Source organism: Psychroserpens ponticola (assembly GCF_023556315.2).
Lineage (GTDB): Bacteria > Bacteroidota > Bacteroidia > Flavobacteriales > Flavobacteriaceae > Psychroserpens > Psychroserpens ponticola.
Window position 1 is genome coordinate 3002790 of record NZ_CP116221.1, and the last position, 19860, is coordinate 3022649.

Annotated in this window: 17 protein-coding genes; 10 read left to right on the forward strand and 7 right to left on the reverse strand. The window is 32.4% G+C overall.

Going from position 1 to position 19860, the window contains the following annotated elements; all coding sequences use genetic code 11:
* Nucleotides 1-21: 21 nt before the first annotated feature.
* Nucleotides 22-1071 carry a nucleoid-associated protein gene (locus MUN68_RS13300; protein WP_249996730.1) on the forward strand — a complete coding sequence of 350 codons (1050 nt, stop codon included), beginning with the start codon at nucleotides 22-24 and terminating at the stop codon, nucleotides 1069-1071.
* Here MUN68_RS13300 and MUN68_RS13305 read toward each other — a convergent pair whose 3' ends face one another.
* From MUN68_RS13305 to MUN68_RS13320, 4 genes are all read right to left on the reverse strand, one after another.
* Complete coding sequence (locus MUN68_RS13305) at nucleotides 1072-2631, reverse strand: T9SS type A sorting domain-containing protein (RefSeq protein ID WP_249996731.1); 1560 nt, start codon at nucleotides 2629-2631, stop codon at nucleotides 1072-1074.
* A 70-nt stretch (nucleotides 2632-2701) separates the two neighbouring features.
* Nucleotides 2702-3400, reverse strand: coding sequence for a lipoyl(octanoyl) transferase LipB (lipB, locus tag MUN68_RS13310; protein WP_249996732.1), 699 nt, complete (start codon nucleotides 3398-3400; stop codon nucleotides 2702-2704).
* A gap of 4 nt (nucleotides 3401-3404) precedes the next feature.
* On the reverse strand, nucleotides 3405-4193 hold the full coding sequence (locus tag MUN68_RS13315) for a hypothetical protein (RefSeq protein ID WP_249996734.1): 789 nt from the start codon (nucleotides 4191-4193) through the stop codon (nucleotides 3405-3407).
* 44 nt (nucleotides 4194-4237) lie between these two features.
* Nucleotides 4238-4396 (reverse strand): YqaE/Pmp3 family membrane protein, encoded by a 159-nt coding sequence (locus MUN68_RS13320; protein ID WP_249996735.1) that lies wholly within the window; start codon nucleotides 4394-4396, stop codon nucleotides 4238-4240.
* 88 nt (nucleotides 4397-4484) lie between these two features.
* On the opposite strand from MUN68_RS13320, the gene MUN68_RS13325 reads away from it, so the two are divergent.
* The 8 genes from MUN68_RS13325 (at nucleotide 4485) to MUN68_RS13360 (ending at nucleotide 17111) form a co-directional block, all read left to right on the forward strand.
* Nucleotides 4485-5543, forward strand: a complete 1059-nt coding sequence (locus MUN68_RS13325; RefSeq protein ID WP_249996736.1) for a helix-turn-helix domain-containing protein — start codon at nucleotides 4485-4487, stop codon at nucleotides 5541-5543.
* Nucleotides 5544-5652: 109 nt separating this feature from the next.
* On the forward strand, nucleotides 5653-6108 hold the full coding sequence (locus MUN68_RS13330) for a DUF1573 domain-containing protein (RefSeq protein WP_249996737.1): 456 nt from the start codon (nucleotides 5653-5655) through the stop codon (nucleotides 6106-6108).
* 63 nt (nucleotides 6109-6171) lie between these two features.
* Nucleotides 6172-8463: a TonB-dependent receptor domain-containing protein gene (locus MUN68_RS13335; protein ID WP_249996738.1), complete on the forward strand. Its 2292-nt coding sequence runs from the start codon at nucleotides 6172-6174 to the stop codon at nucleotides 8461-8463.
* Nucleotides 8464-8518: 55 nt separating this feature from the next.
* Nucleotides 8519-9679: a S8/S53 family peptidase gene (locus MUN68_RS13340; protein WP_249996739.1), complete on the forward strand. Its 1161-nt coding sequence runs from the start codon at nucleotides 8519-8521 to the stop codon at nucleotides 9677-9679.
* A gap of 20 nt (nucleotides 9680-9699) precedes the next feature.
* On the forward strand, nucleotides 9700-10863 hold the full coding sequence (locus MUN68_RS13345) for a hypothetical protein (RefSeq protein ID WP_249996741.1): 1164 nt from the start codon (nucleotides 9700-9702) through the stop codon (nucleotides 10861-10863).
* A 229-nt stretch (nucleotides 10864-11092) separates the two neighbouring features.
* Nucleotides 11093-12784: a lysine--tRNA ligase gene (gene lysS, locus MUN68_RS13350; RefSeq protein ID WP_249996742.1), complete on the forward strand. Its 1692-nt coding sequence runs from the start codon at nucleotides 11093-11095 to the stop codon at nucleotides 12782-12784.
* A gap of 165 nt (nucleotides 12785-12949) precedes the next feature.
* On the forward strand, nucleotides 12950-14482 hold the full coding sequence (locus MUN68_RS13355; protein ID WP_249996743.1) for a fibronectin type III domain-containing protein: 1533 nt from the start codon (nucleotides 12950-12952) through the stop codon (nucleotides 14480-14482).
* A 133-nt stretch (nucleotides 14483-14615) separates the two neighbouring features.
* Nucleotides 14616-17111, forward strand: coding sequence for a zinc-dependent metalloprotease (locus MUN68_RS13360; RefSeq protein ID WP_249996907.1), 2496 nt, complete (start codon nucleotides 14616-14618; stop codon nucleotides 17109-17111).
* 59 nt (nucleotides 17112-17170) lie between these two features.
* Here the strand turns inward: MUN68_RS13360 and MUN68_RS13365 are convergent, their stop codons facing one another.
* Nucleotides 17171-17917: an alpha/beta hydrolase gene (locus MUN68_RS13365; protein ID WP_249996744.1), complete on the reverse strand. Its 747-nt coding sequence runs from the start codon at nucleotides 17915-17917 to the stop codon at nucleotides 17171-17173.
* Between the two features lie 34 nt (nucleotides 17918-17951).
* Complete coding sequence (locus MUN68_RS13370; protein WP_249996745.1) at nucleotides 17952-18830, reverse strand: alpha/beta hydrolase; 879 nt, start codon at nucleotides 18828-18830, stop codon at nucleotides 17952-17954.
* Nucleotides 18831-18947: 117 nt separating this feature from the next.
* Between MUN68_RS13370 and MUN68_RS13375 the strand changes: the two genes are divergently transcribed.
* The gene (locus MUN68_RS13375) at nucleotides 18948-19589 is read left to right on the forward strand and encodes an O-methyltransferase (protein WP_249996747.1); all 642 of its coding nucleotides are present in this window, start codon (nucleotides 18948-18950) and stop codon (nucleotides 19587-19589) included.
* 6 nt (nucleotides 19590-19595) lie between these two features.
* On the opposite strand, the gene MUN68_RS13380 is transcribed toward MUN68_RS13375, so the two are convergent.
* Nucleotides 19596-19841, reverse strand: a complete 246-nt coding sequence (locus MUN68_RS13380; RefSeq protein WP_272792376.1) for a twin-arginine translocase TatA/TatE family subunit — start codon at nucleotides 19839-19841, stop codon at nucleotides 19596-19598.
* Between the last annotated feature and the right edge of the window lie 19 nt (nucleotides 19842-19860).

A 19860-nucleotide genomic window follows, 5' to 3' on the forward strand; every position in this document is an offset into this window, starting at 1 on the left:
ATAAAACGACAAAATTTCAACATGATTAAACGCACAAAAGCCTCAATTTCAAAATGCATCCTTCATAAAGTTGGAAACAAATTCAACAGCACAAAAAACGCATTTTCAGAACAAGAACTTGAGTTTGACGAAATGAGTTATGATCTTATTTTGCCCTATTTACTTAGGCCATTTTCAAACTTAGCTGAAACGTATCGTTTTAATCACCATTCTAATGTTGACCTGAATGAAATTAATAGTTATGCCTCGCAATTGCTTAATGATGATTCTAATTTTATTGAGACCTCTAAACATATCGTGATGCACTTATTTGAACAGTCAAATTCTGCACAAATAAAAACTGGAGATGTTATGGTTTGTATGTTTCATGATTTGCAATATGAAGACTACCAAACTGATGCTATTGGCATCTTTAAAGTTGAAAATAAATCACATTTTTTTCAGACGTTTTTAGAAAATGGAAGTTATGACTTAATTACCCAAAAAGGAATTGCGACAAAAAAGGTAGATAAAGGATGTTTGATCCTTAATGCAGCAGATGGCGAAGGCAAAATAGTATTAAGTGTAGATCATAATAATTATGATGCTCAATATTGGATAAAAAGCTTTCTAAATGTCAAATATCCAGACGATTCTAATGAGCATACCAAAAATTATATTGAGATGTGTCGTGAGTTTTCTAAGGACGTGATGCAACCTCAATTTGGCGGACAAGAACAGAGTCAGTTTTTAGCCAAAACAGTCGATTTTTTTAAAGAAAATGAAATTGTAAATATCGAAACGTTCAAGGAAGATGTGTTTGAAAAAGAAGACACCATTCAACTTTTTGAAGACTACAAAAAAGTGTATGAAAGCGATCATAATGTCTTAATTAGAAATCAATTTGATGTCTCAGAAATTGTCTTAAAAAAACAGAAACAAAAAATTAAAACTGAGATAAAGCTCGATACCAATATTCAAATTAAACTCGATGTTGATGCACCTGATGCTTCTGCCGAATACCTAGAACGTGGTTACGACGAAGACAAGAAAATGCATTTCTACAAGGTCTTTTTTAATGAAGAAGGCTAATTAATCTATAATAAATTTCTTAGCTCTTGTGAGACCATCTTTCTGAATCAACAAAACATAATTTCCAGAGTTCAATTCAGAAACATCAACAGTAAATCTGCTGTTTACAACACGCCAATTTTTCTCAAGAACTAAGCGACCTTGAATGTCATAAATTCGGGTTAATACGTCTTTACCTTCAAATCCTATGTTTTCAGAAAACTGGATATTAATATCAGATTTAGCAGGAATTGGATATACTGAAAATAATGTTGAATTTAAGCTTATGGCATCAATATTTAAAACTTCAGCTTCCAAATAATCTGGAACGCCATTTTCATTAACGTCATCATCTGTTGGGTCTCCATTTCCATTATAATCTTCATCTAAAGTCAACACGCCATCGCCATCATCATCAAGATCAATATGATTTGGAATTCCGTCACCATCTGTATCTAATGTTGTTGCTGTTGCATTATTATTTCTATCAGGAAACACCAGTTCAATATTGGTTAATACATTATCGCCATCATCATCGTCGTCTAAATAATTTGGAATACCATCGCCATCTGTATCATCATCATTTAAATCTCCATTGCCATTAACATCTTCTTCTCCATTCGCTAAACCATCAGTATCTCCATCATCTTCACAATTAACTAAAATGATATTTAAATCAAATAATTGAATTCCATTATTGATGTCAATCGTATAAGAATTATCTCCAGAAACAATAGACACATCGTCATTAACTTCAACACCACTACCATTTAAAACAGCAATTGTATTTAATGCATCATCTAGATTGAACAATTCAAAAATTGTAGTTTTATAAGCATCAATATTGAAGGCTTCATTAGCATCATTATCTACATCACAAATAGCAACATTAAAACCATTTAAAAAACTCATTGGTATAAAACGCCACGCTTCTTCTTGAGTTTCCCATACTCCAGTATTTCTTCCAGGAGGAGCAATACCATGTGCTTCATCGTTAACCATCGCTTGGATACCGATCACTGTTAAACCATTATTCCATTCTTCACAAAGCGGCTTATTGGTGATCACAACATCAATTATTCCACTAGACTCGTGGAGAATCATTTGGAATGTGGTAAGCAAATCATTACAAGAGAATTGAGGTATATCTTCAAAAGTGACGTGAAATCGCCTATTAGGAGCTTCACCTGTAACACCTGAATAAACTCCACCATTATAAGCAACTGAGTTATCTATATCATGATAAGCACCTAAAATTGCTGGTACAGGCAAACCAACATTCGGAATAAATTCATCAACATTTATAACCCAATCCTGACCTGTATTAGCTTCAGCCACATCAAATGTTATTGTCCCATTAGAACCAATTACAAACTCTGTTATAGCCTGTTCTTCATAAAAATCAAAGGGGAACGGCATATTAATTATGCCAGAATGAACATCATCTTGATTAAATTGAATCACATCTTGCTCTTGAAATGTTTGATACGGAATAGACTTTACAATATATTCAAATGAGTTTTGAGCAAATGTTGATATGGAAAAACATAAAATGACAAGTAGCGCAATTGATTTTTTCATGGTTGATATTTTTTATCTTATGCTTTAAAGATACAATTTGTAAGAAAAGATTGTGTTGATTTCTAATTAATTATTCAAAATCAGCTTCAAAAAGCGTCTTGAAATGCTTTAAAAGTTTTTCTTTCACTTGAGATTCGTCAACTTTCTCAACACCTAATTCAACATTAAGAGAGGTGACTGCCTTACCTCTAATGCCACACGGAATAATATTATCGAAGTAACCTAAATTAGCATTAACATTTAGTGCAAAACCATGCATAGTTACCCAACGGCTTGCACGAACTCCCATCGCACAAATTTTACGCGCAAAAGGTGTTCCAACATCTAGCCAAACTCCTGTTTCGCCTGGACTACGTTCTGTTTTTAAACCGTATTCTGCTAAGGTTAGAATAATCATTTCCTCTAAAAATCTAAGGTATTTATGAATGTCTGTAAAGAAATTATCTAAATCTAAAATTGGATAGCCAACTATTTGTCCAGGACCATGATATGTAATGTCTCCTCCTCTATTTATTTTATAGAAAGTTGCTCCTTTTTGGGTGAGCTGCTCTTCAGATAATAACAAATTAGAAATAGCTCCACTCTTCCCTAAAGTATACACATGAGGATGCTCAACAAATAGAAAATAATTATCAGTTTGTACGTTTAGATTCTCTCTTCTATTTCTGATTTTAGTATCTAAAATTCCTTTGAAAAGCTCTTCTTGATAATCCCAAGTCTCTTTAAAATCTTTAGTCCCTAAATCTTGTAGTTTTATACTTTTATTCAATGTTTTAATCTTCTAATACAACGTCTAAAGTCATTGTTTCTGGCGATTTTATCATGTCTATGAAATTCATTTTCAATGTCACCATTTTTCCATTTTCACTTATAACAGCTTTATCATTAGTAACAGATTTTACCGTTTTTGGAAAACGGTATATCAAGGTATAACTCATTGCACCAAACATATCTTTGGCTTCTCCCATTTCTGAAATTTCTTTATCTAAAGCTTCAATATCTTCAGGTGATTGTTTATAATCCTTTTTTAAAGATCTAGAGAATGTTTTACCATCAAAAGCAAAATCTACATATTCAAACATGTTTTGAGATGCTCTTGACACTGCACTTTCGTCCATTTTTGAGTATTGAGGATTGTCTTTAGAGTTCAACTTTTTTGCTTGTTCTATTTTTTCTAACACCTTTGGAAGCTCCTTCAGACTAGCAAAAGAAGACCCAAATCCAAAATCAAAAATACCATTAGCTTCATCCATTCGCATTTTCATAACCACACTTTCTAAAGCTTTCAATTGCTTTTGCTCTTCGAGTGGTAACGTTGCAATACTATCTGCTTTATCGACCAATAAATCTTTAAAATAGACAACACTATCAAGCTTCACTTTTTCTTTCCCCTCTTTACTTTGTCCTCCACCCATTTCTTTCTCAAGGGTTTTCATAACTTCACTCATATCATAACTCATGATGAATTCACCTGAGCCATCTTCATTAAAAGTGATCTCTTCAGTAAAATTACAACTGGTTAACATTGAAAGGCTAAAAAGCACTAAAATAATATGTTTCATATCTTAAAATTATGGTGTTAAATTAAGAAACAAAGATACGCAATTTATCGTTCAGGATTATTTAAAATAATCAAAGCCGCAATCACGCCTGGAACCCAACCACAAAGCCATAATAAGAAGACAATAAAAACAGAACCACATCCTTTTCCTAGTACAGATAATGGTGGACAAATAATAGCGAGAAGAACTCTCCAAAAACTCATAATACTAATTTTGATGATTGATGATATAACTATCTGACGTATTCTTTAATAATTTGTTACAGTAAGATAATTATAGTAGTTTAGTGCTGTGAGATACTTATTTTTAATAGCTTCCTTTATTTTCTTCGGAAACACCATTTACGCACAGCATATTTTTGATGGTTACATCGATAATGAACGTTGGCAAAGTGATGTATACTTATCTGTTATAGAAGATTATCGAACACTTGATGGCATTAATGATGAACAAATTATAACCAAGGTAAATTCTGATGATTCAGGCTATTTTCAGTTTAAAGGAAATCAGCTAGATTCACAACAAAAAATCTACAAACTACACGTTGATAATTGTGACACTTACAATCAGAGTAGCAATCATTTTGATGGGCATTGTGCAGATAGTAGAGACATCCTCTTCATTGCAAAAAACACAGACAGTATCACTTTCCCACTATCGTTTGAAGCACAAATGTTTTGTGATATTATTTCTAACAATCCCAAAACCGCTTGCTTTATAAAAATTGATTCTTTGAAAGAAGAAATGAAATTTGCTTATACCGAATTTAGAAGTAAGGCCAATCGAGATTTAAATAATAAAAAATGGTTCAAGTCACTTCAAGATTATGGTGAAGAATTAAATGAACCCTTAGCAGAACTATACATTTACACCTTTTTATCAGACAGAAGTAATCAATTTCATAACTACTATTTGGAAGATTTAAAGAACAATAGTTATTATGACGAGCTTTTAAACAGACTCAAGAATCAATATCCAAATTCTAGCTACACAAAACAATATGAAGCTGAATTAACTTCAGATAAATTCATCCTCTCTCCTACTGATGAAACAAAAGATATTTTCTGGATCTATGTATTAATCAGTGTCACTATAATTTCTATCGCATTAAATTTCTGGCTGCTTTATTCTGCAAAAAAAAGAAAGACTAAACAACATACTGAAGCAAAAGAGCAATTGACTAAACAAGAACAGAATGTTTTAGATCTTTTACTAAGTGAAAACACAAATAAAGACATCGCTGAAACGCTTTTTGTTAGTGTAAGTACTGTAAAAACACATGTAAATAACGTGTACAAGAAACTTAACGTCAATTCAAGAGACGAACTAAAGTCACTGTTTGACAAATAGTTACAAAATTCAACCTAAGTACTAGTACTCATTTCCACCCCTTAACAACCTCATTTTTGTATTTCAAAACTTGATGTTTGTAATCGTATTAATCAAAAAACGAACAGACATGAATCATCAAGTAATTATTAAAAAAAGAAACAAAACAAATCATCTTATTTCACTAGTAAGCTTATTCTGCATTATGCTTTTTAGCTGTAATAATTTCGGACAAGAACTAAACTCAAAAAGTGAGCTTGGTGTTTTCCATTTTGAAGAAGAAATTATCGATTATGGCACTATTACACAAAACGACAATGGCGTAAGAACATTTAAATTCACCAATAGAGGACGCGCTCCAATTGTGATTTCAAAAGTAAAAACAACTTGCGGCTGCACAGTACCTACCTATCCTAAACAGGCGATTTTACCTGGTGAATCAGGAACTATTGACATCAAATATGCAACCAATAGAGTTGGTACATTTTCAAAATCGATTACAATAATTTCAAATGCAGATAATGCGCAGAAAAAATTAAAAATCAAAGGAAATGTCACTGCTAAGTCTAAAATAGCAGTAAACTAAAAGTCATTTTCCGACCATAGGAATCTCAATGAAAAACTTTAGATTCTAAAACCGATCATTTTAATGAAAAACTTAGAAAAAAAATCAATTTTCAAGAGTATCTTATGCCTATTTTTAACGATACCTCTATATGCACAAGTTAAACTCAATGGGCATATCAATGACGTACAAACCAATGAACCTATTCCCTATGCAACAGTAATTTTAAAAAATTTAGAAGACCAATTTGTTATAGGCACAACAACCAATGAAAATGGTTTTTATGAATTAAATTCAGAAAAAGGAGATTATACAATTCAAGTCCATTTTATGGGTTTCAAAACATACTCAAGCACCATTCATTTAAGTAAAACCCTAACAAAGAACATCAATCTAATTTCAGAAGAATTACAACTTAATGAAGTGACCATTATTGCAAAAAAAACTTCGGTACAACAGTTAATCGATAAGAAAATAATAAATGTTGGTCAAGATATTCTGTCTAGTGGAGGAAGTGCTGCAACCGTTTTAAGTCAACTTTCAGAAGTGAATGCAGATGAGAATGGAAGCATTTCACTTCGTGGTAACGAAAATGTTCAAATACTTGTTAATGGAAAGCCATCTCCTTTAAGCAATGCAGAACTATTGACACAAATTTCTGCAAGTGACATTCAAACTATAGAAATTATAACGTCACCTTCAGCAAAGTATAGAAGTGATGGCTTAACAGGAATTCTAAATATCATCACCACAAAGAAAGTCAAAGCAGGAATTACATTATCTAATAATGCCTCAATTAATTCTTTAGGCGCTTTTTCAGGTGGCACATCGTTAGGCTATGGAAAGAAAAAAATAAGTTACAAATTGGGTTTGAGCTATAGAAAAAACAAGTCTAATTCAGCATATCAACGACAGCGATTTGGTTCATTTCCATATTTAGAAAACAGCAAAAGTGATTATCGAGGCCATGTGTATCGCATTAACACAGGCTTAGACTGGTTTCCAAACAAGAACAATGAAATATCTTGGTCTGCACAATATTCAGACAACACGCACAGCTCTGACATTAAAGGATATATTACAGATGTTAATACGACCCAACAACAAGATTTATTGAACAAGCATATTCATCGTACATTTAAAGCCAATGGAAATTACAGACATAACTTTGAAAAAGAAGGTAATTTCTTTGAAATAGATGCGCAAATAACATCAAACAAAAACACTCTAACTGGGCTTTTCTTTCCAAATATAAATGCATTAGATAATATTACCAAAAACAAAATACAAACCACCGATTTCGCGTTTGATAATGTAAATCAGTTAAGTGAAATTATAAAATTAGAAACTGGATATCTATGGCATACTCGAAAGTTGGATAACCGAAGACAATTAATAGAAACGACAACATCTGAAGAAAACTACAACTATAAATATACAACACACGCATTATATGCTTTAACGCATTTTAAGCTGAAACAATTTGAAATCCAAACCGGTTTACGCTTAGAGTTTTTTAATAGGAATGCACAATTTAAAACTGAAAATGTCAATGTCAATTCAAATTTCACGAACCTCTTCCCTTCCATTCATTTTAAATATTCTAAAAATGATGTCCATACTTTTGGACTAGGATTTAATAGAAGAACGTCGAGACCAAGAATATATCAAATCAATCCAATATCACAGCAAAGCAATGAATTTACGTTCTCAAAAGGAAATCCAAATTTGGCTTCAGAATTCTCAAATAACATAGATCTCTCATATCTATTTAAAATGAAAGAATTTTCAGTTTCTCAAACTTTCTCTTACCAAAAAAAAGAACAGAGTATTTATAGAAACCTAAAAATTTCGTCAGAAGGTGTACAAACATTTTCTTACGACAACTATAGTGGTAGTGATGTCTTCGGAATAGAGATTGCGCTTACATACAAGCCATTAAAATGGTTAGATAGCAGATTTAATTTCAACTGGAATTACGAAAACCTTAATGCTTCAAGTATCGATTTCTCGAGTGATTATTCACGAAATTATCAATTTACTTTTAAAAATGATTTTAGCTTAAATGAGAAACTAAACACAAATATTTCTTGGAGATATCAAGGTTCAAGCAATGGCCTTTATCAAAAGAGAAGCGAGTTACAAAACCTAGATTTTGGATTAAGGCATGCGTTATTTAATAATGATGGCAACCTAAGTCTTAGAGTTACAGATATTTTTAACACAAGAGAATATCGAGGACGAGAATTTGGTGAAGACTTCGAGCGCTTTTTTAGTTCAAAACCTAGTTCTAGAGCAATTCATTTAGCCTTTTCGTATCGTTTTAGTAAAGGCAATATTGAAAAACGTAATAAAAAAGAACGAGCATACGAATAGTAAACTAATAACAACCAATTAAGCATATAATTTTATAACCAAAAAACGGAAACAAATGAGATTAATAATTCTAACACTAGTATTGCTTACATCTGTATGCATTTCAAATGCACAAGCTTCAATTTTAAATATCAGTCCAGAAATCAAGCTTCCAAAAGACAGTTTACAAAGCAAATATTTAATTTCATCTTTAAATAAATTCCTAATTGCTGCACAAGCTGATGCTCAACAAAACAAATGGGTATATCAAGCTCAATTTCTAGAAACAACACCACTATTAGACGAACTAGAAAGTATTGATAAAAAAGATTCAACTGCTTACAAACCCTTTCTATTAGATGTAAGTTTAATAGGAAAAAAACAATACGCTATTCAAATTTCATATTTGAGAATAAAGAAAGAAACACCAATAATTAGAGCAAATATTGAATTGATAGCACACAAAATTGAAGACAAATACGTGTTCTCATCACCATTAGTTTACCATACAAAAAATTGGAAATCATCAACAATTAAAAACTACACCATTCATTATCAAGACACTGTAAATCTGAGAAAAGCAGTAGAATTCCAAAAATTAACGGCTTTCTATGATCAAAAACTCAATATTGAACCTAAAGAGATTCATATTTATCTTTTTGAAGATGATTTAGTTACTCAAAAATATTTTGGATTACCATACAAACTAGATTACAACGGAAGAGGCACAACCATAAGCTGGAGTGTTGAACTTGAAAAGCAAGGCATACACGTTCTCAACAGCTCTAACTTTACAGAATTTGATCCTCATGACTTATGGCATAATAGATTACGGCATGTCATATCAAGAAGAAAAGTAAATCATGCTGTAGACGAAGGAATAGCTACGCTATATGGTGGAAGTTGGGGTTTAGATTGGCAAGACTTGTTTACAGAATTTCAAAAGCAAATACAATTTAACAAACACACAGATTGGTTAGATTTAAGAACACAAAAAACAAATTTTATAACTGATGGACATAAAAACCCAACAGATTTTATGGTGAATGCCTTATTTGTAAAGAAAATTGAAAACGAAAAAGGGTTCTCAGCCGTTTGGGAATTATTAAATGCTAAAGAAGAAGACAACTACTTCAAAACATTAAAAAAACTAACTGGAATTACAAAAAACAACTACAATAAAGAAGTTTGGAATTTAGTTAAAAAAGAAATGAAAATTTTAAACGGTACAAATTGATTGTAATCACCTATACAAACATGAAAAGAAACTTTATAATGCTCAACTTAATTTTTGCTTTCACAACAATTTTTGCTCAAGACATTATTGTGAAACCTGAATTTATAACTTATCCGATAGACTCGATAACTAAAAGAAACATTAATCAAACTCTAGAATCTCTATTTTTAGAAATTGGACAAGGCATAATAAATCCAAATTACCTTACTTCTAAAAGAAGAGTTTTGACTACCACTATTTTGGAAGAATTAATGCGCTACGAAACTCGTAAAGACAGTTCTCTTATTGATATTAAAGACAAACAGTTGATTAACATCTTTCCCATTTCTAACAATCAATATTTACTTTCAATTAGTTATTCTACACAACACAATAGTCAGCTCCCAAAACTAATATACATCATAAACTTGATGGCCACAGAGAACCAGGGAAAGATCACATTTTCAATCCCATTAGATTATCTAACGAGGTATTGGAAAACGCAAAAAATTGGAAATATAACTTATCATTTTAGAAAACAAATAGACAATAATAAAGCAGAAACATTCAATCGTAACAATCAAAAAATAGCAAACAAACTAGACTTACAACCTGAAATGTTAGACTTCTATATGTGTGACAACTATCAAGAAATTTCAACCCTCTTAGGCAAGTCATATTCTATCCATTCTAATGGTCAATACAGAGATGGTTACGGAGTAGATTCTAAAACGATTTTTTCAATTATGAATAATGAAGATTTTTCACACGATATGTTTCATTATTATTCGAGCAACATTCATAAACGTGAAAACAGAAACTGGATTGCTGAAGAAGGAATTGCGTACAGTTGGGGAAATGCATATTACACTGATAACGATGGCGAAATGATTTCTCATCATAAACTCGTCAACGAATTAAAGAATTACATATCAAAAAACCCTAATACAGATCTTTTTGAATTGTTCAGTAAAGATGTGAACATTTTCGACCATATCGCTCCAGATATTTCTGTACGATCAACAATTTCAGGATTAATTATCAATTCAATAGAGAAAGAAAAAGGCATCGATGGCATTTTAAAGCTAATAAACGCTGGCAGTAAAGACAGACTTAACAGCTATCTAAAAGTCACTGAAGAATTGATTGGTTTAAACAAAGACAATTTTAATTCAACAGTTGAACGCTTCCTTTACAACCCGTAAAATCGCTTTACAAATAACTTGTGCACTTCATACGTATTTAGCCTTTCATTTCCGTAAAGATTGTTTTCTTTTTCTAAATGAAATAGCAAGAATTAAGGATGACTAACAATGTGAGTCATTAAGATAAACAATGGGCATAAAAAAAGACCATTAGTAAAACAAAACCTATTGTTTTTTTTACTTTAATTCTTGTAAATAATGTAATTTTGCAGACTAAAATAGATTTAGCATGCAGCTTTCAGAACAAGAATTAGTAAGACGCGAAAAACTCGCAAAATTAAGAGCCTTAGATATCAACCCTTATCCTGCAGATTTATATCCTGTAAATCACACTTCAAAACAGGTTAAGGATACTTTTGAAGATGGTAAAAAGGTCATTATTGCTGGTCGATTAATGTCTCGTCGTATTCAAGGAAACGCAAGTTTTGCTGAACTACAAGATAGTACTGGAAGAATACAAGTGTATTTTAACAGAGATGAAATCTGTACTGGAGAAGATAAAAGTAAATACAACGAGGTCTATAAAAAACTACTTGATATTGGAGATTTCATTGGTATTGAAGGTGAGTTATTCACAACCAAAGTAGGCGAAAAAACTGTTATGGTTAAAGGTTTCACACTTTTAAGCAAGGCTTTAAAACCTTTACCATTACCAAAAACGGATAGCGAAGGGAATACTTTTGATGAATTTAACGATCCTGAATTACGTTACAGACAACGTTATGCCGATTTAGTAGTTAATCCACACGTAAAAGAAGTGTTTGTAAAACGCACAAAACTCTTCAATGCCATGCGTTCATTTTTTAATGATTCTGGTTATTTTGAAGTTGAAACACCAATATTACAACCTATTCCTGGTGGAGCTGCGGCAAGACCATTTACGACACATCACAACAGCCTAGACATTCCTTTGTATATGAGAATTGCAAACGAATTATACTTAAAACGGTTAATTGTAGGTGGATTTGATGGTGTTTATGAATTTTCTAAAAACTTCAGAAATGAAGGTATGGACAGAACTCATAATCCTGAGTTTACTGCAATGGAAATTTACGTATCTTACAAAGATTACAACTGGATGATGGATTTTTGTGAGCGCTTATTAGAACATTGTGCAATGGCAGTTAACGGAACAACCGAAGCGACTTTTGGAGAACACAAAATTAACTTCAAAGCGCCTTATGCTCGTGTAACAATGGCAGATTCTATTAAACATTTTACAGGCTTTGACATTACAGGCAAAACTGAAGATGAAATTCGTCAAGCGGCTAAAAATTTAGGTATTGAAGTTGACGACACAATGGGTAAAGGAAAATTAATCGATGAGATTTTCGGTGAGAAATGTGAAGGTAATTATATTCAACCAACCTTCATCACAGATTACCCAAAAGAGATGAGTCCGTTGTGTAAAGAGCATCGTGAGAATCCTGAATTGACAGAACGCTTTGAGTTGATGGTCTGCGGAAAAGAAATCGCAAATGCTTACTCTGAACTTAATGATCCCATTGATCAACGCGAACGCTTTGAACACCAACTAAAGCTTGCTGAAAAAGGGGATGATGAAGCTACCGAATTTATTGATCATGATTTCCTTCGTGCATTAGAATATGGAATGCCTCCTACTTCAGGAATGGGAATTGGTATGGATAGACTAATTATGTTCTTAACAAACAATCAATCGATTCAAGAAGTATTATTCTTTCCGCAAATGCGACCTGAAAAGAAGCAAGTTGAAATGACTGAAGAAGAAAAAGCTGTATTCAATATGCTTAAATCTAATTCGCCAATTGCTTTAAACGATTTAAAAATACAATCAGGTTTGAGTAATAAAAAATGGGATAAAACCATTAAAGGCCTAACTGCTAAAAAGGTTGCAAAAGTCCTTAAAAATGATGATGGCTTGTTTGTAGAGATTCTTTAAATAGTATAACTTCTTTAGTTTTAGTTTAATGCAATTAATTTTGATTCATTCTAAAATAGGACGATTTCAAGGGTAAAAAGCAACTTCATATCGAATTATTGTTTGCCTAATAAAGTTTTTTATTACATTCGCTACCAGCTATTAATAAGAAAATTGACCCAAATTATGAAAAAATTTAGTTTCCTATTCGTTTTTGCATGTTTAATACTAGCCTGTAATAATGACGATGACATTGTAGATGTGTGCAAAAAAGCCACAAATATTGTAGCAGATAACATTACACAAACTACTGCAACAATTACTTGGGATGATCGTAATAATGCAGCATCATACATTATTGAATATGGCGTTTCAGGATTTGCAATAGGATCAGGAACAACACTCATTGAAAGTGAGCTAACAGTAGATTTACAAAACCTATCTCCAGAAACCACTTATGATGTTTACATACAAGTCGTTTGTAGTACAGATAATTTAAGTATGTATTCTGATATATTTAGTTTTACAACTTCAATTACACCTTGTTATACGGTATCTAATGTAACAACAAGTATGATTACAGACACAAATGTTCTTATTTCTTGGGAAGACGATACAAATACTGTAGATTCATACGAATTAGAATATGGTCCTTCTGGATTTAGTGTTGGTTCTGGAGTGTCACTTTTTGCTACGGAAACTTCAATTGAAATCACAGATTTAGACCCAAATACAGCATATGACATTTATGTAAAAGCCATTTGTTCTCAAGGAAATGAAAGTTTAAATTCACTATTAATAAGTTTTACAACTCTAGCTATTCCTGTAATTCCAGAATTTAGACCTACACTTTCAGAATTAAACCTGTTTGTAGGCGATCTTGGAAACTTAGAAATAACACCTTATGGTTTTGAATATGAATTAAGTACAAAACTATTCACAGATTACGCAATTAAACAACGTTTTATTGTACTGCCAAATGGAGAAAAACTAACTTATAATGGTGATGGATTTCCTTTATTTCCTGACAATACTATAATTGTTAAAACATTTTATTATAACAATAATGAAACTGATTTATCTCAAGGTACAAACATTATAGAAACAAGAGTCCTAATTAAAATAAACGGGTCTTGGGAACTTGGAAATTACAAGTGGAATGATTCTCAAACAGAAGCAACATTAGATACAGCAGGAGCTACTGTCCCTGTAACTTGGGTAGATGCTGATGGAGCATCTCAAAGTATCAATTATGAAATACCTTCAAGTACAGACTGTTTCACTTGCCATAGTAACAACTTTGAAACAGTACCTATAGGTCCAAAATTAAGAACATTAAACTTTAATGTAAATGGCTCTAACCAATTACAAACATTAATTGACAATGAAATGCTTGAAGGATTAACAGACCCTTCAACCGTTGGTGATTTACCTGATTGGGAAGATACAAGTTTAGGATTAGAAAGACGAGCTCGAGCTTATATGGATATTAACTGTGCACATTGCCACATTGAAGGTGGATATTGTGAAAACCAATCTAGTTTGAGACTATCGTATGAAACGGCCTTTGGTGAATCTAGTATTTCAGAAAATAGCAATAGCATCTTAGCTAGAATTCAAAATACAATTCCTCAATATGGAATGCCACTAATTGGAACAACTATACTTCATGATGAAGGCGTATCTTTAATGATTGATTATATCAATTCATTAGAATAACTAAAAATATATTAAGAAGAAGAAAGGCCACTATTTTAGTGGCTTTTTTCGTTAAAAAAGTATTAAAAACAACGTTTGACAAGATAACTCAACTAGGATTTCTTATTTTCACATACTAATTTAAAACTCAACCATTTTGAAACATCTCTCCTATAAACTACTTTTCGTAGTTTCGGTTTTCTTTGTTGTATCCTGTTCCTCAACAAAAGAAGCTGCTAAATCTAAAAAAGGAACTACTTCAGCTGCTAAAAAGCCTACAAAAAAACCGAGTAAAAATGACATCCAACCTTATGGCAAGGTGATTACTAAAGATGCAAAAAGTGATGAAGGATTATTTACTGTTCACACTTTAGACGAAAACTTCTTTTACGAAATTCCAGATTCATTATTCGATCGTGAAATGCTTATGGTAACTCGTATTTCTAAAACTGCAAGTGGCTTAGGATTTGGTGGTGGAAAGCAAAATGAACAAGTTTTACGTTGGCAAAAGAAAGGAAAAAAAGTTATCTTACGTGTTGTATCTTACAACGTATTTGCAGCAGATTCTCTACCTGTAAATGAAGCTGTAAAAAATTCAAACTTCGAACCTGTATTGTTTACATTTCCTATAAAAGCAATTGGTAAAGATTCAACAAGTACAGTGGTTGATGTAACTCCTTTATTTGAAAAAGACGTAAAGTCTCTTGGTTTACCTAATTTTAGAAGAAGACCATATAAAGTAACTCGCTTAGAAAGTGATAAATCATTTATTGAAAGTGTAAAGAGTTATCCAAAAAACATTGAAGCTAGACATGTAAAAACATATGCTGCTGGAGCTCCGCCTTCAAATTCAAGCACTGGAAGTATTTCTATTGAAATCAATAACTCAATGATTTTACTACCCGAAAACCCAATGAAACGTCGTTATTTCGATGAACGCGTTGGTTGGTTTACAAGTAACCAAACAGATTATGGTTTAGAAGATCAAAAAAGTAAAACTCTAGAATTTTTAGATCGTTGGAGACTTGAAGTACGAGATGAAGACTTAGCAAAATTCAATCGTGGAGAATTAGTTGTTCCTAAGAAACAAATTGTGTATTACATTGATAGAGCTACTCCTGAAAAATGGCGTAAGTATCTCAAACAAGGCATTGAAGATTGGCAAGTTGCTTTTGAAGCTGCAGGTTTTAAAGACGCGATTATTGCTAAAGATCCTCCTACAATTGAAGAAGATCCAGAATGGAGTCCTGAAGATGTTCGTTATTCTGTAGTTCGCTATTTGGCTTCTCCAATTCCAAATGCCAATGGACCTCATGTAAGTGACCCAAGAACAGGTGAAATTTTGGAGAGTGATATTAATTGGTATCACAACGTTATGACCTTATTACGTGGTTGGTTCTTTGTACAAACAGCTGCAATCAACCCTGATGCTCAGAGTCCACAATTTAAAGATGAAGTTATGGGACGTTTAATACGTTTTGTTTCTGCTCATGAGGTTGGACACACATTAGGTTTACCACATAACATGGGAAGTAGTGTTGCTTATCCCGTAGAAAAATTACGTGATGCTGCCTTTACACAGGAATTTGGAACTGCACCTTCAATTATGGATTATGCACGTTTTAACTATGTTGCTCAGCCTGGTGATGAAGGTGTTGCTTTAATGCCAGATATTGGTATTTACGATAAGTATGCTATTGCTTGGGGTTACAAGCCTATCTTAAATAAATCTGCAGAAGACGAAAAGCCAGTTTTAAACCAATGGATTATGGAACATGCTGGAGATCCAATGTATCGTTTTGGTCATCAACAAATTGGTGATATTCACGATCCAAGTTCTCAAACTGAAGATTTAGGTGATGATGCTATGATTGCAAGTGATTACGGAATTAAAAACTTAAAGCGTATCGTTCCTAATTTAATCAATTGGACGACTGAAGCTGGTGAAGACTATGACGATTTACAAGAAATGTATGGTCATGTATTATCACAGTTTAGACGTTATATGGGACACGTTTCAAATAATATTGGTGGTGTTTATGAACATCACAAAGCCGCTGACCAACAAGGAGCTGTATATACTCCTGTAACTAAAGCGCATCAAAAAAGAGCAATGAAATTTGTTCAAGACAATTTATTCAACACACCAGATTGGTTAATAGAAAAGACAATACTTGATCGTATTGAGTATTCAGGTTCAGTTGAACGTGTTAGAGGTTTACAAGTAAGAACATTGAATAATATTATGAGTTTAGGTAAAATGCAACGTTTAACCGAAGCTGAAACTTTCAATGGAAATGATGCTTATAAGCTTACAGAAATGATGCGAGATTTACGTCAAGGCATTTGGAGTGAATTACGTAATGGAAGAAGAATTGATATCTACAGACGTAATTTACAACGCGCACATATTGATAGATTAGGATATTTATTGACTGCTGAAAATCAACGTAAAGCTCCTGCTTTTGGTGGTTACCAAAAATCTACAGCAGTAAATACAAGTCAGTCTGATATTAGAGCCGTTGTTAGAGCTGAATTAAAAACACTTCGTAGCCAATTACGTTCAGCACGTGGAGCAGATTCAATGAGTAGAATTCATATTGCTGATGCATTAGAACGTATCGATGCCATATTGAATCCTAATGGATAAAATTATAAGTTATATATAGATTGAATAAAAAAGCTTCAGAGAAATCTGGAGCTTTTTTATTATAAAATTGATAGTATCCCTTCTTTGTACTTATCAAAACTTATCAAATTATTATGACCACCTCCATCAATAGTAATAAATGATGTATTCGTTTTTGGTGCTACGGAATTTAATTTTTGAGCAGAACTATATGGAACTACAGTATCACTTGTTCCGTGAAATATTGTAATTGGGCAATCTACTGATGTAATAAACGCATTAGAAGGGAATTCATATTTTAACAATGCAGTCACAGGGAAAATAGGAAAACGATGCTTAGCAACATCCAGAATACTATAATATGGTGTTTCTAAAATGAGTTGCTTCGGTTGATGTTTAGAAGCTAAATACGTTGCTACTCCAGTTCCTAAGGATCTACCATATAAAACAATATCATCTTCAGAATAAGACTTCAGCAAATAGTTATAACAATACTCAGCATCATCATAAAACCCTTGTTCACTAAGTTTACCTGTACTCTTTCCGTAAGTTCTATAATCCATAATGAGCACATCATAGTCTAGAGACACGAAATGTTCACCTATAATTCCCCAACGACTTAAATCACCTGCATTTCCATGAAAATACAGAATGACTCCTTTGGGATTTTCAGCTTTAAAATGAAGTGCATTTATGGAAACATCTTCAGCTGTTTCAAAAAATAATTCTTCAAAAGGGTATCTAAATTCGTATTGATAATCCTGAGCCAAAATGGTAGGTAAAAATAAAATCTTTTCTTGTAAAAAATAAAGTGAAGCTCCAATCATAATATAGAGTATTAAAAGAATTTTAACGAGTCTTTTAAGCCTTCGTTTTTGTCGATTTTGATGAGTGAATGACATTAATACTTGTGGTTTTTAAATCTATCGTTTTTGGTGCCTTATTTATAATATCGTCAAGCATGCTATGATACGATTCGAAGTTATTTAGGTTTTTGTGTCCACCACCAATAACAGTATGTAATTTAGTTAACTTCGGATTTACTTGAGACAACTTAACACTTGTTTTGTAAGGAATAAGTTTATCATCTGTACCATGAATAATATGAATTGGGCATTGCACATATTTTAACCATTTGTAGGTTGGCAATGGATATTTCATCAATAATGACAAAGGCATAAAAGGCGCATATCGTGCAGTGACTTTTGTTAAACTATAATAAGGCGCATCCAAAACAAGCATTTTAGGATGATTCATTGAAGCTAATTTAGCAGCAAAACCTGAGCCAAGAGATCTTCCGTAGAGAATAATATTACGTTCTGAAGTCAATTCTTTCAGTTTATTATAAATCAATTGTAAATCGCGTTTAATCGCTTTTTGAGAACGTCTTCCAGTACTTTTTCCGAAGCCTCGATAATCGACCATCAACACATCGTATCCATGTCTCGTAAAATCTACAGCAAATTTTCCCCAGCCTTTAATACTTTTAGAATTCCCTTTAAGATATAATACAACACCTTTACTTTCGCCTTTAGGAAAAAAACGCAACCCATTAATTACTGCACCATCTCTGGTTTCTAAATTATATTCTTTAGTCTTTTGATTGTCATAATCAAACTGAAAATCCTTAGGCAATTTTTCGGGCTTAAATAGCATATAATCTTGAAGGTAATATAACGCAATACTAATAGCGATATAAATCACTAATACTATAATAACGATAGACAACCAATATGGCATACTGAGGATTTTAAGTCTATACAAGATAGGAAATTAATTGAGAATCATTTTTTCAAAGCTTACAGCTCTGCATATCTAATCTAAAATCGTTTACTTTGCAATTCAATTATAGATGACATGTATTTTTTACCCGAAAAATTAGATGAATATATTGTAGCACATTCTCAAGAAGAACCAGAATTATTACAACAACTGACTAGAGAAACCTATCAAAAAATTTTGCAACCCATTATGCTAAGTGGACCTTATCAAGGGAGAGTACTGAGTATGATTTCAAAATTAAAATCTCCTAAAACCATTTTAGAACTTGGAACTTTTACGGGTTACGCTACGTTATGTTTAGCTGAAGGTTTACAAACTGATGGTATAATTGACACGATAGACGTGAATGAAGAATTAGTCGATTTTCAACGGAAATACTTTGACAAATCTGATTACGGAAACCAGATACATCAACATTTAGGAAGTGCTTTAGATATTATTTCTACGTTAAAAAACACTTATGACTTGGTATTTATTGATGCCGACAAACCGAACTATTCAAACTATTTCAAGTTGATTATAGACAAAATGAATTCTGGAGGTATTATTCTTTCTGATAATGTATTATGGCATGGAAAAGTCATTGAACCTCTTGATGTAAAGGATATATCTACAAAAGCGGTTTTAGAATTCAATACCCTTTTAAAAGAAGATCCTCGAATTGAAACTGTAATGCTGCCAATTCGTGATGGATTGACAGTGAGTCGAAAAAAATAATAAGGTTTACTGCTCTCTTTTTATAGAGCCTGAGAAGTCTTCAATTTCGTCTTTAACTTTGGTAATTTCATTCTTAATATCTTGAGTGACATTTGTCTCGATATTTTTACCTTCGGTAGATGATTTCTTAATTTCCGACTTAATATCATTAGAAGCATCTTTTAAACTGCGCATTCCTTTACCTAAGCCTTTTGCAACTTCAGGAATTTTATCTGCACCAAAGACCATCACAGCTATAAATAGTATGAACATGACCTCTGTGGTTCCTATA

What these genes read in the sequence shown, in the direction of transcription:
- MUN68_RS13300 (WP_249996730.1), top strand. Translation starts at nt 22, where the DNA reads ATGATTAAACGCACAAAAGCCTCAATTTCAAAATGCATCCTTCATAAA.
- MUN68_RS13305 (WP_249996731.1), bottom strand. Translation starts at nt 2,631, where the DNA reads ATGAAAAAATCAATTGCGCTACTTGTCATTTTATGTTTTTCCATATCA.
- MUN68_RS13315 (WP_249996734.1), bottom strand. Translation starts at nt 4,193, where the DNA reads ATGAAACATATTATTTTAGTGCTTTTTAGCCTTTCAATGTTAACCAGT.
- MUN68_RS13320 (WP_249996735.1), bottom strand. Translation starts at nt 4,396, where the DNA reads ATGAGTTTTTGGAGAGTTCTTCTCGCTATTATTTGTCCACCATTATCT.
- MUN68_RS13330 (WP_249996737.1), top strand. Translation starts at nt 5,653, where the DNA reads ATGAATCATCAAGTAATTATTAAAAAAAGAAACAAAACAAATCATCTT.
- MUN68_RS13335 (WP_249996738.1), top strand. Translation starts at nt 6,172, where the DNA reads ATGAAAAACTTAGAAAAAAAATCAATTTTCAAGAGTATCTTATGCCTA.
- MUN68_RS13340 (WP_249996739.1), top strand. Translation starts at nt 8,519, where the DNA reads ATGAGATTAATAATTCTAACACTAGTATTGCTTACATCTGTATGCATT.
- MUN68_RS13345 (WP_249996741.1), top strand. Translation starts at nt 9,700, where the DNA reads ATGAAAAGAAACTTTATAATGCTCAACTTAATTTTTGCTTTCACAACA.
- lysS (WP_249996742.1), top strand. Translation starts at nt 11,093, where the DNA reads ATGCAGCTTTCAGAACAAGAATTAGTAAGACGCGAAAAACTCGCAAAA.
- MUN68_RS13355 (WP_249996743.1), top strand. Translation starts at nt 12,950, where the DNA reads ATGAAAAAATTTAGTTTCCTATTCGTTTTTGCATGTTTAATACTAGCC.
- MUN68_RS13365 (WP_249996744.1), bottom strand. Translation starts at nt 17,917, where the DNA reads ATGATTGGAGCTTCACTTTATTTTTTACAAGAAAAGATTTTATTTTTA.
- MUN68_RS13370 (WP_249996745.1), bottom strand. Translation starts at nt 18,830, where the DNA reads ATGCCATATTGGTTGTCTATCGTTATTATAGTATTAGTGATTTATATC.
- MUN68_RS13375 (WP_249996747.1), top strand. Translation starts at nt 18,948, where the DNA reads ATGTATTTTTTACCCGAAAAATTAGATGAATATATTGTAGCACATTCT.
- MUN68_RS13380 (WP_272792376.1), bottom strand. Translation starts at nt 19,841, where the DNA reads ATGTTCATACTATTTATAGCTGTGATGGTCTTTGGTGCAGATAAAATT.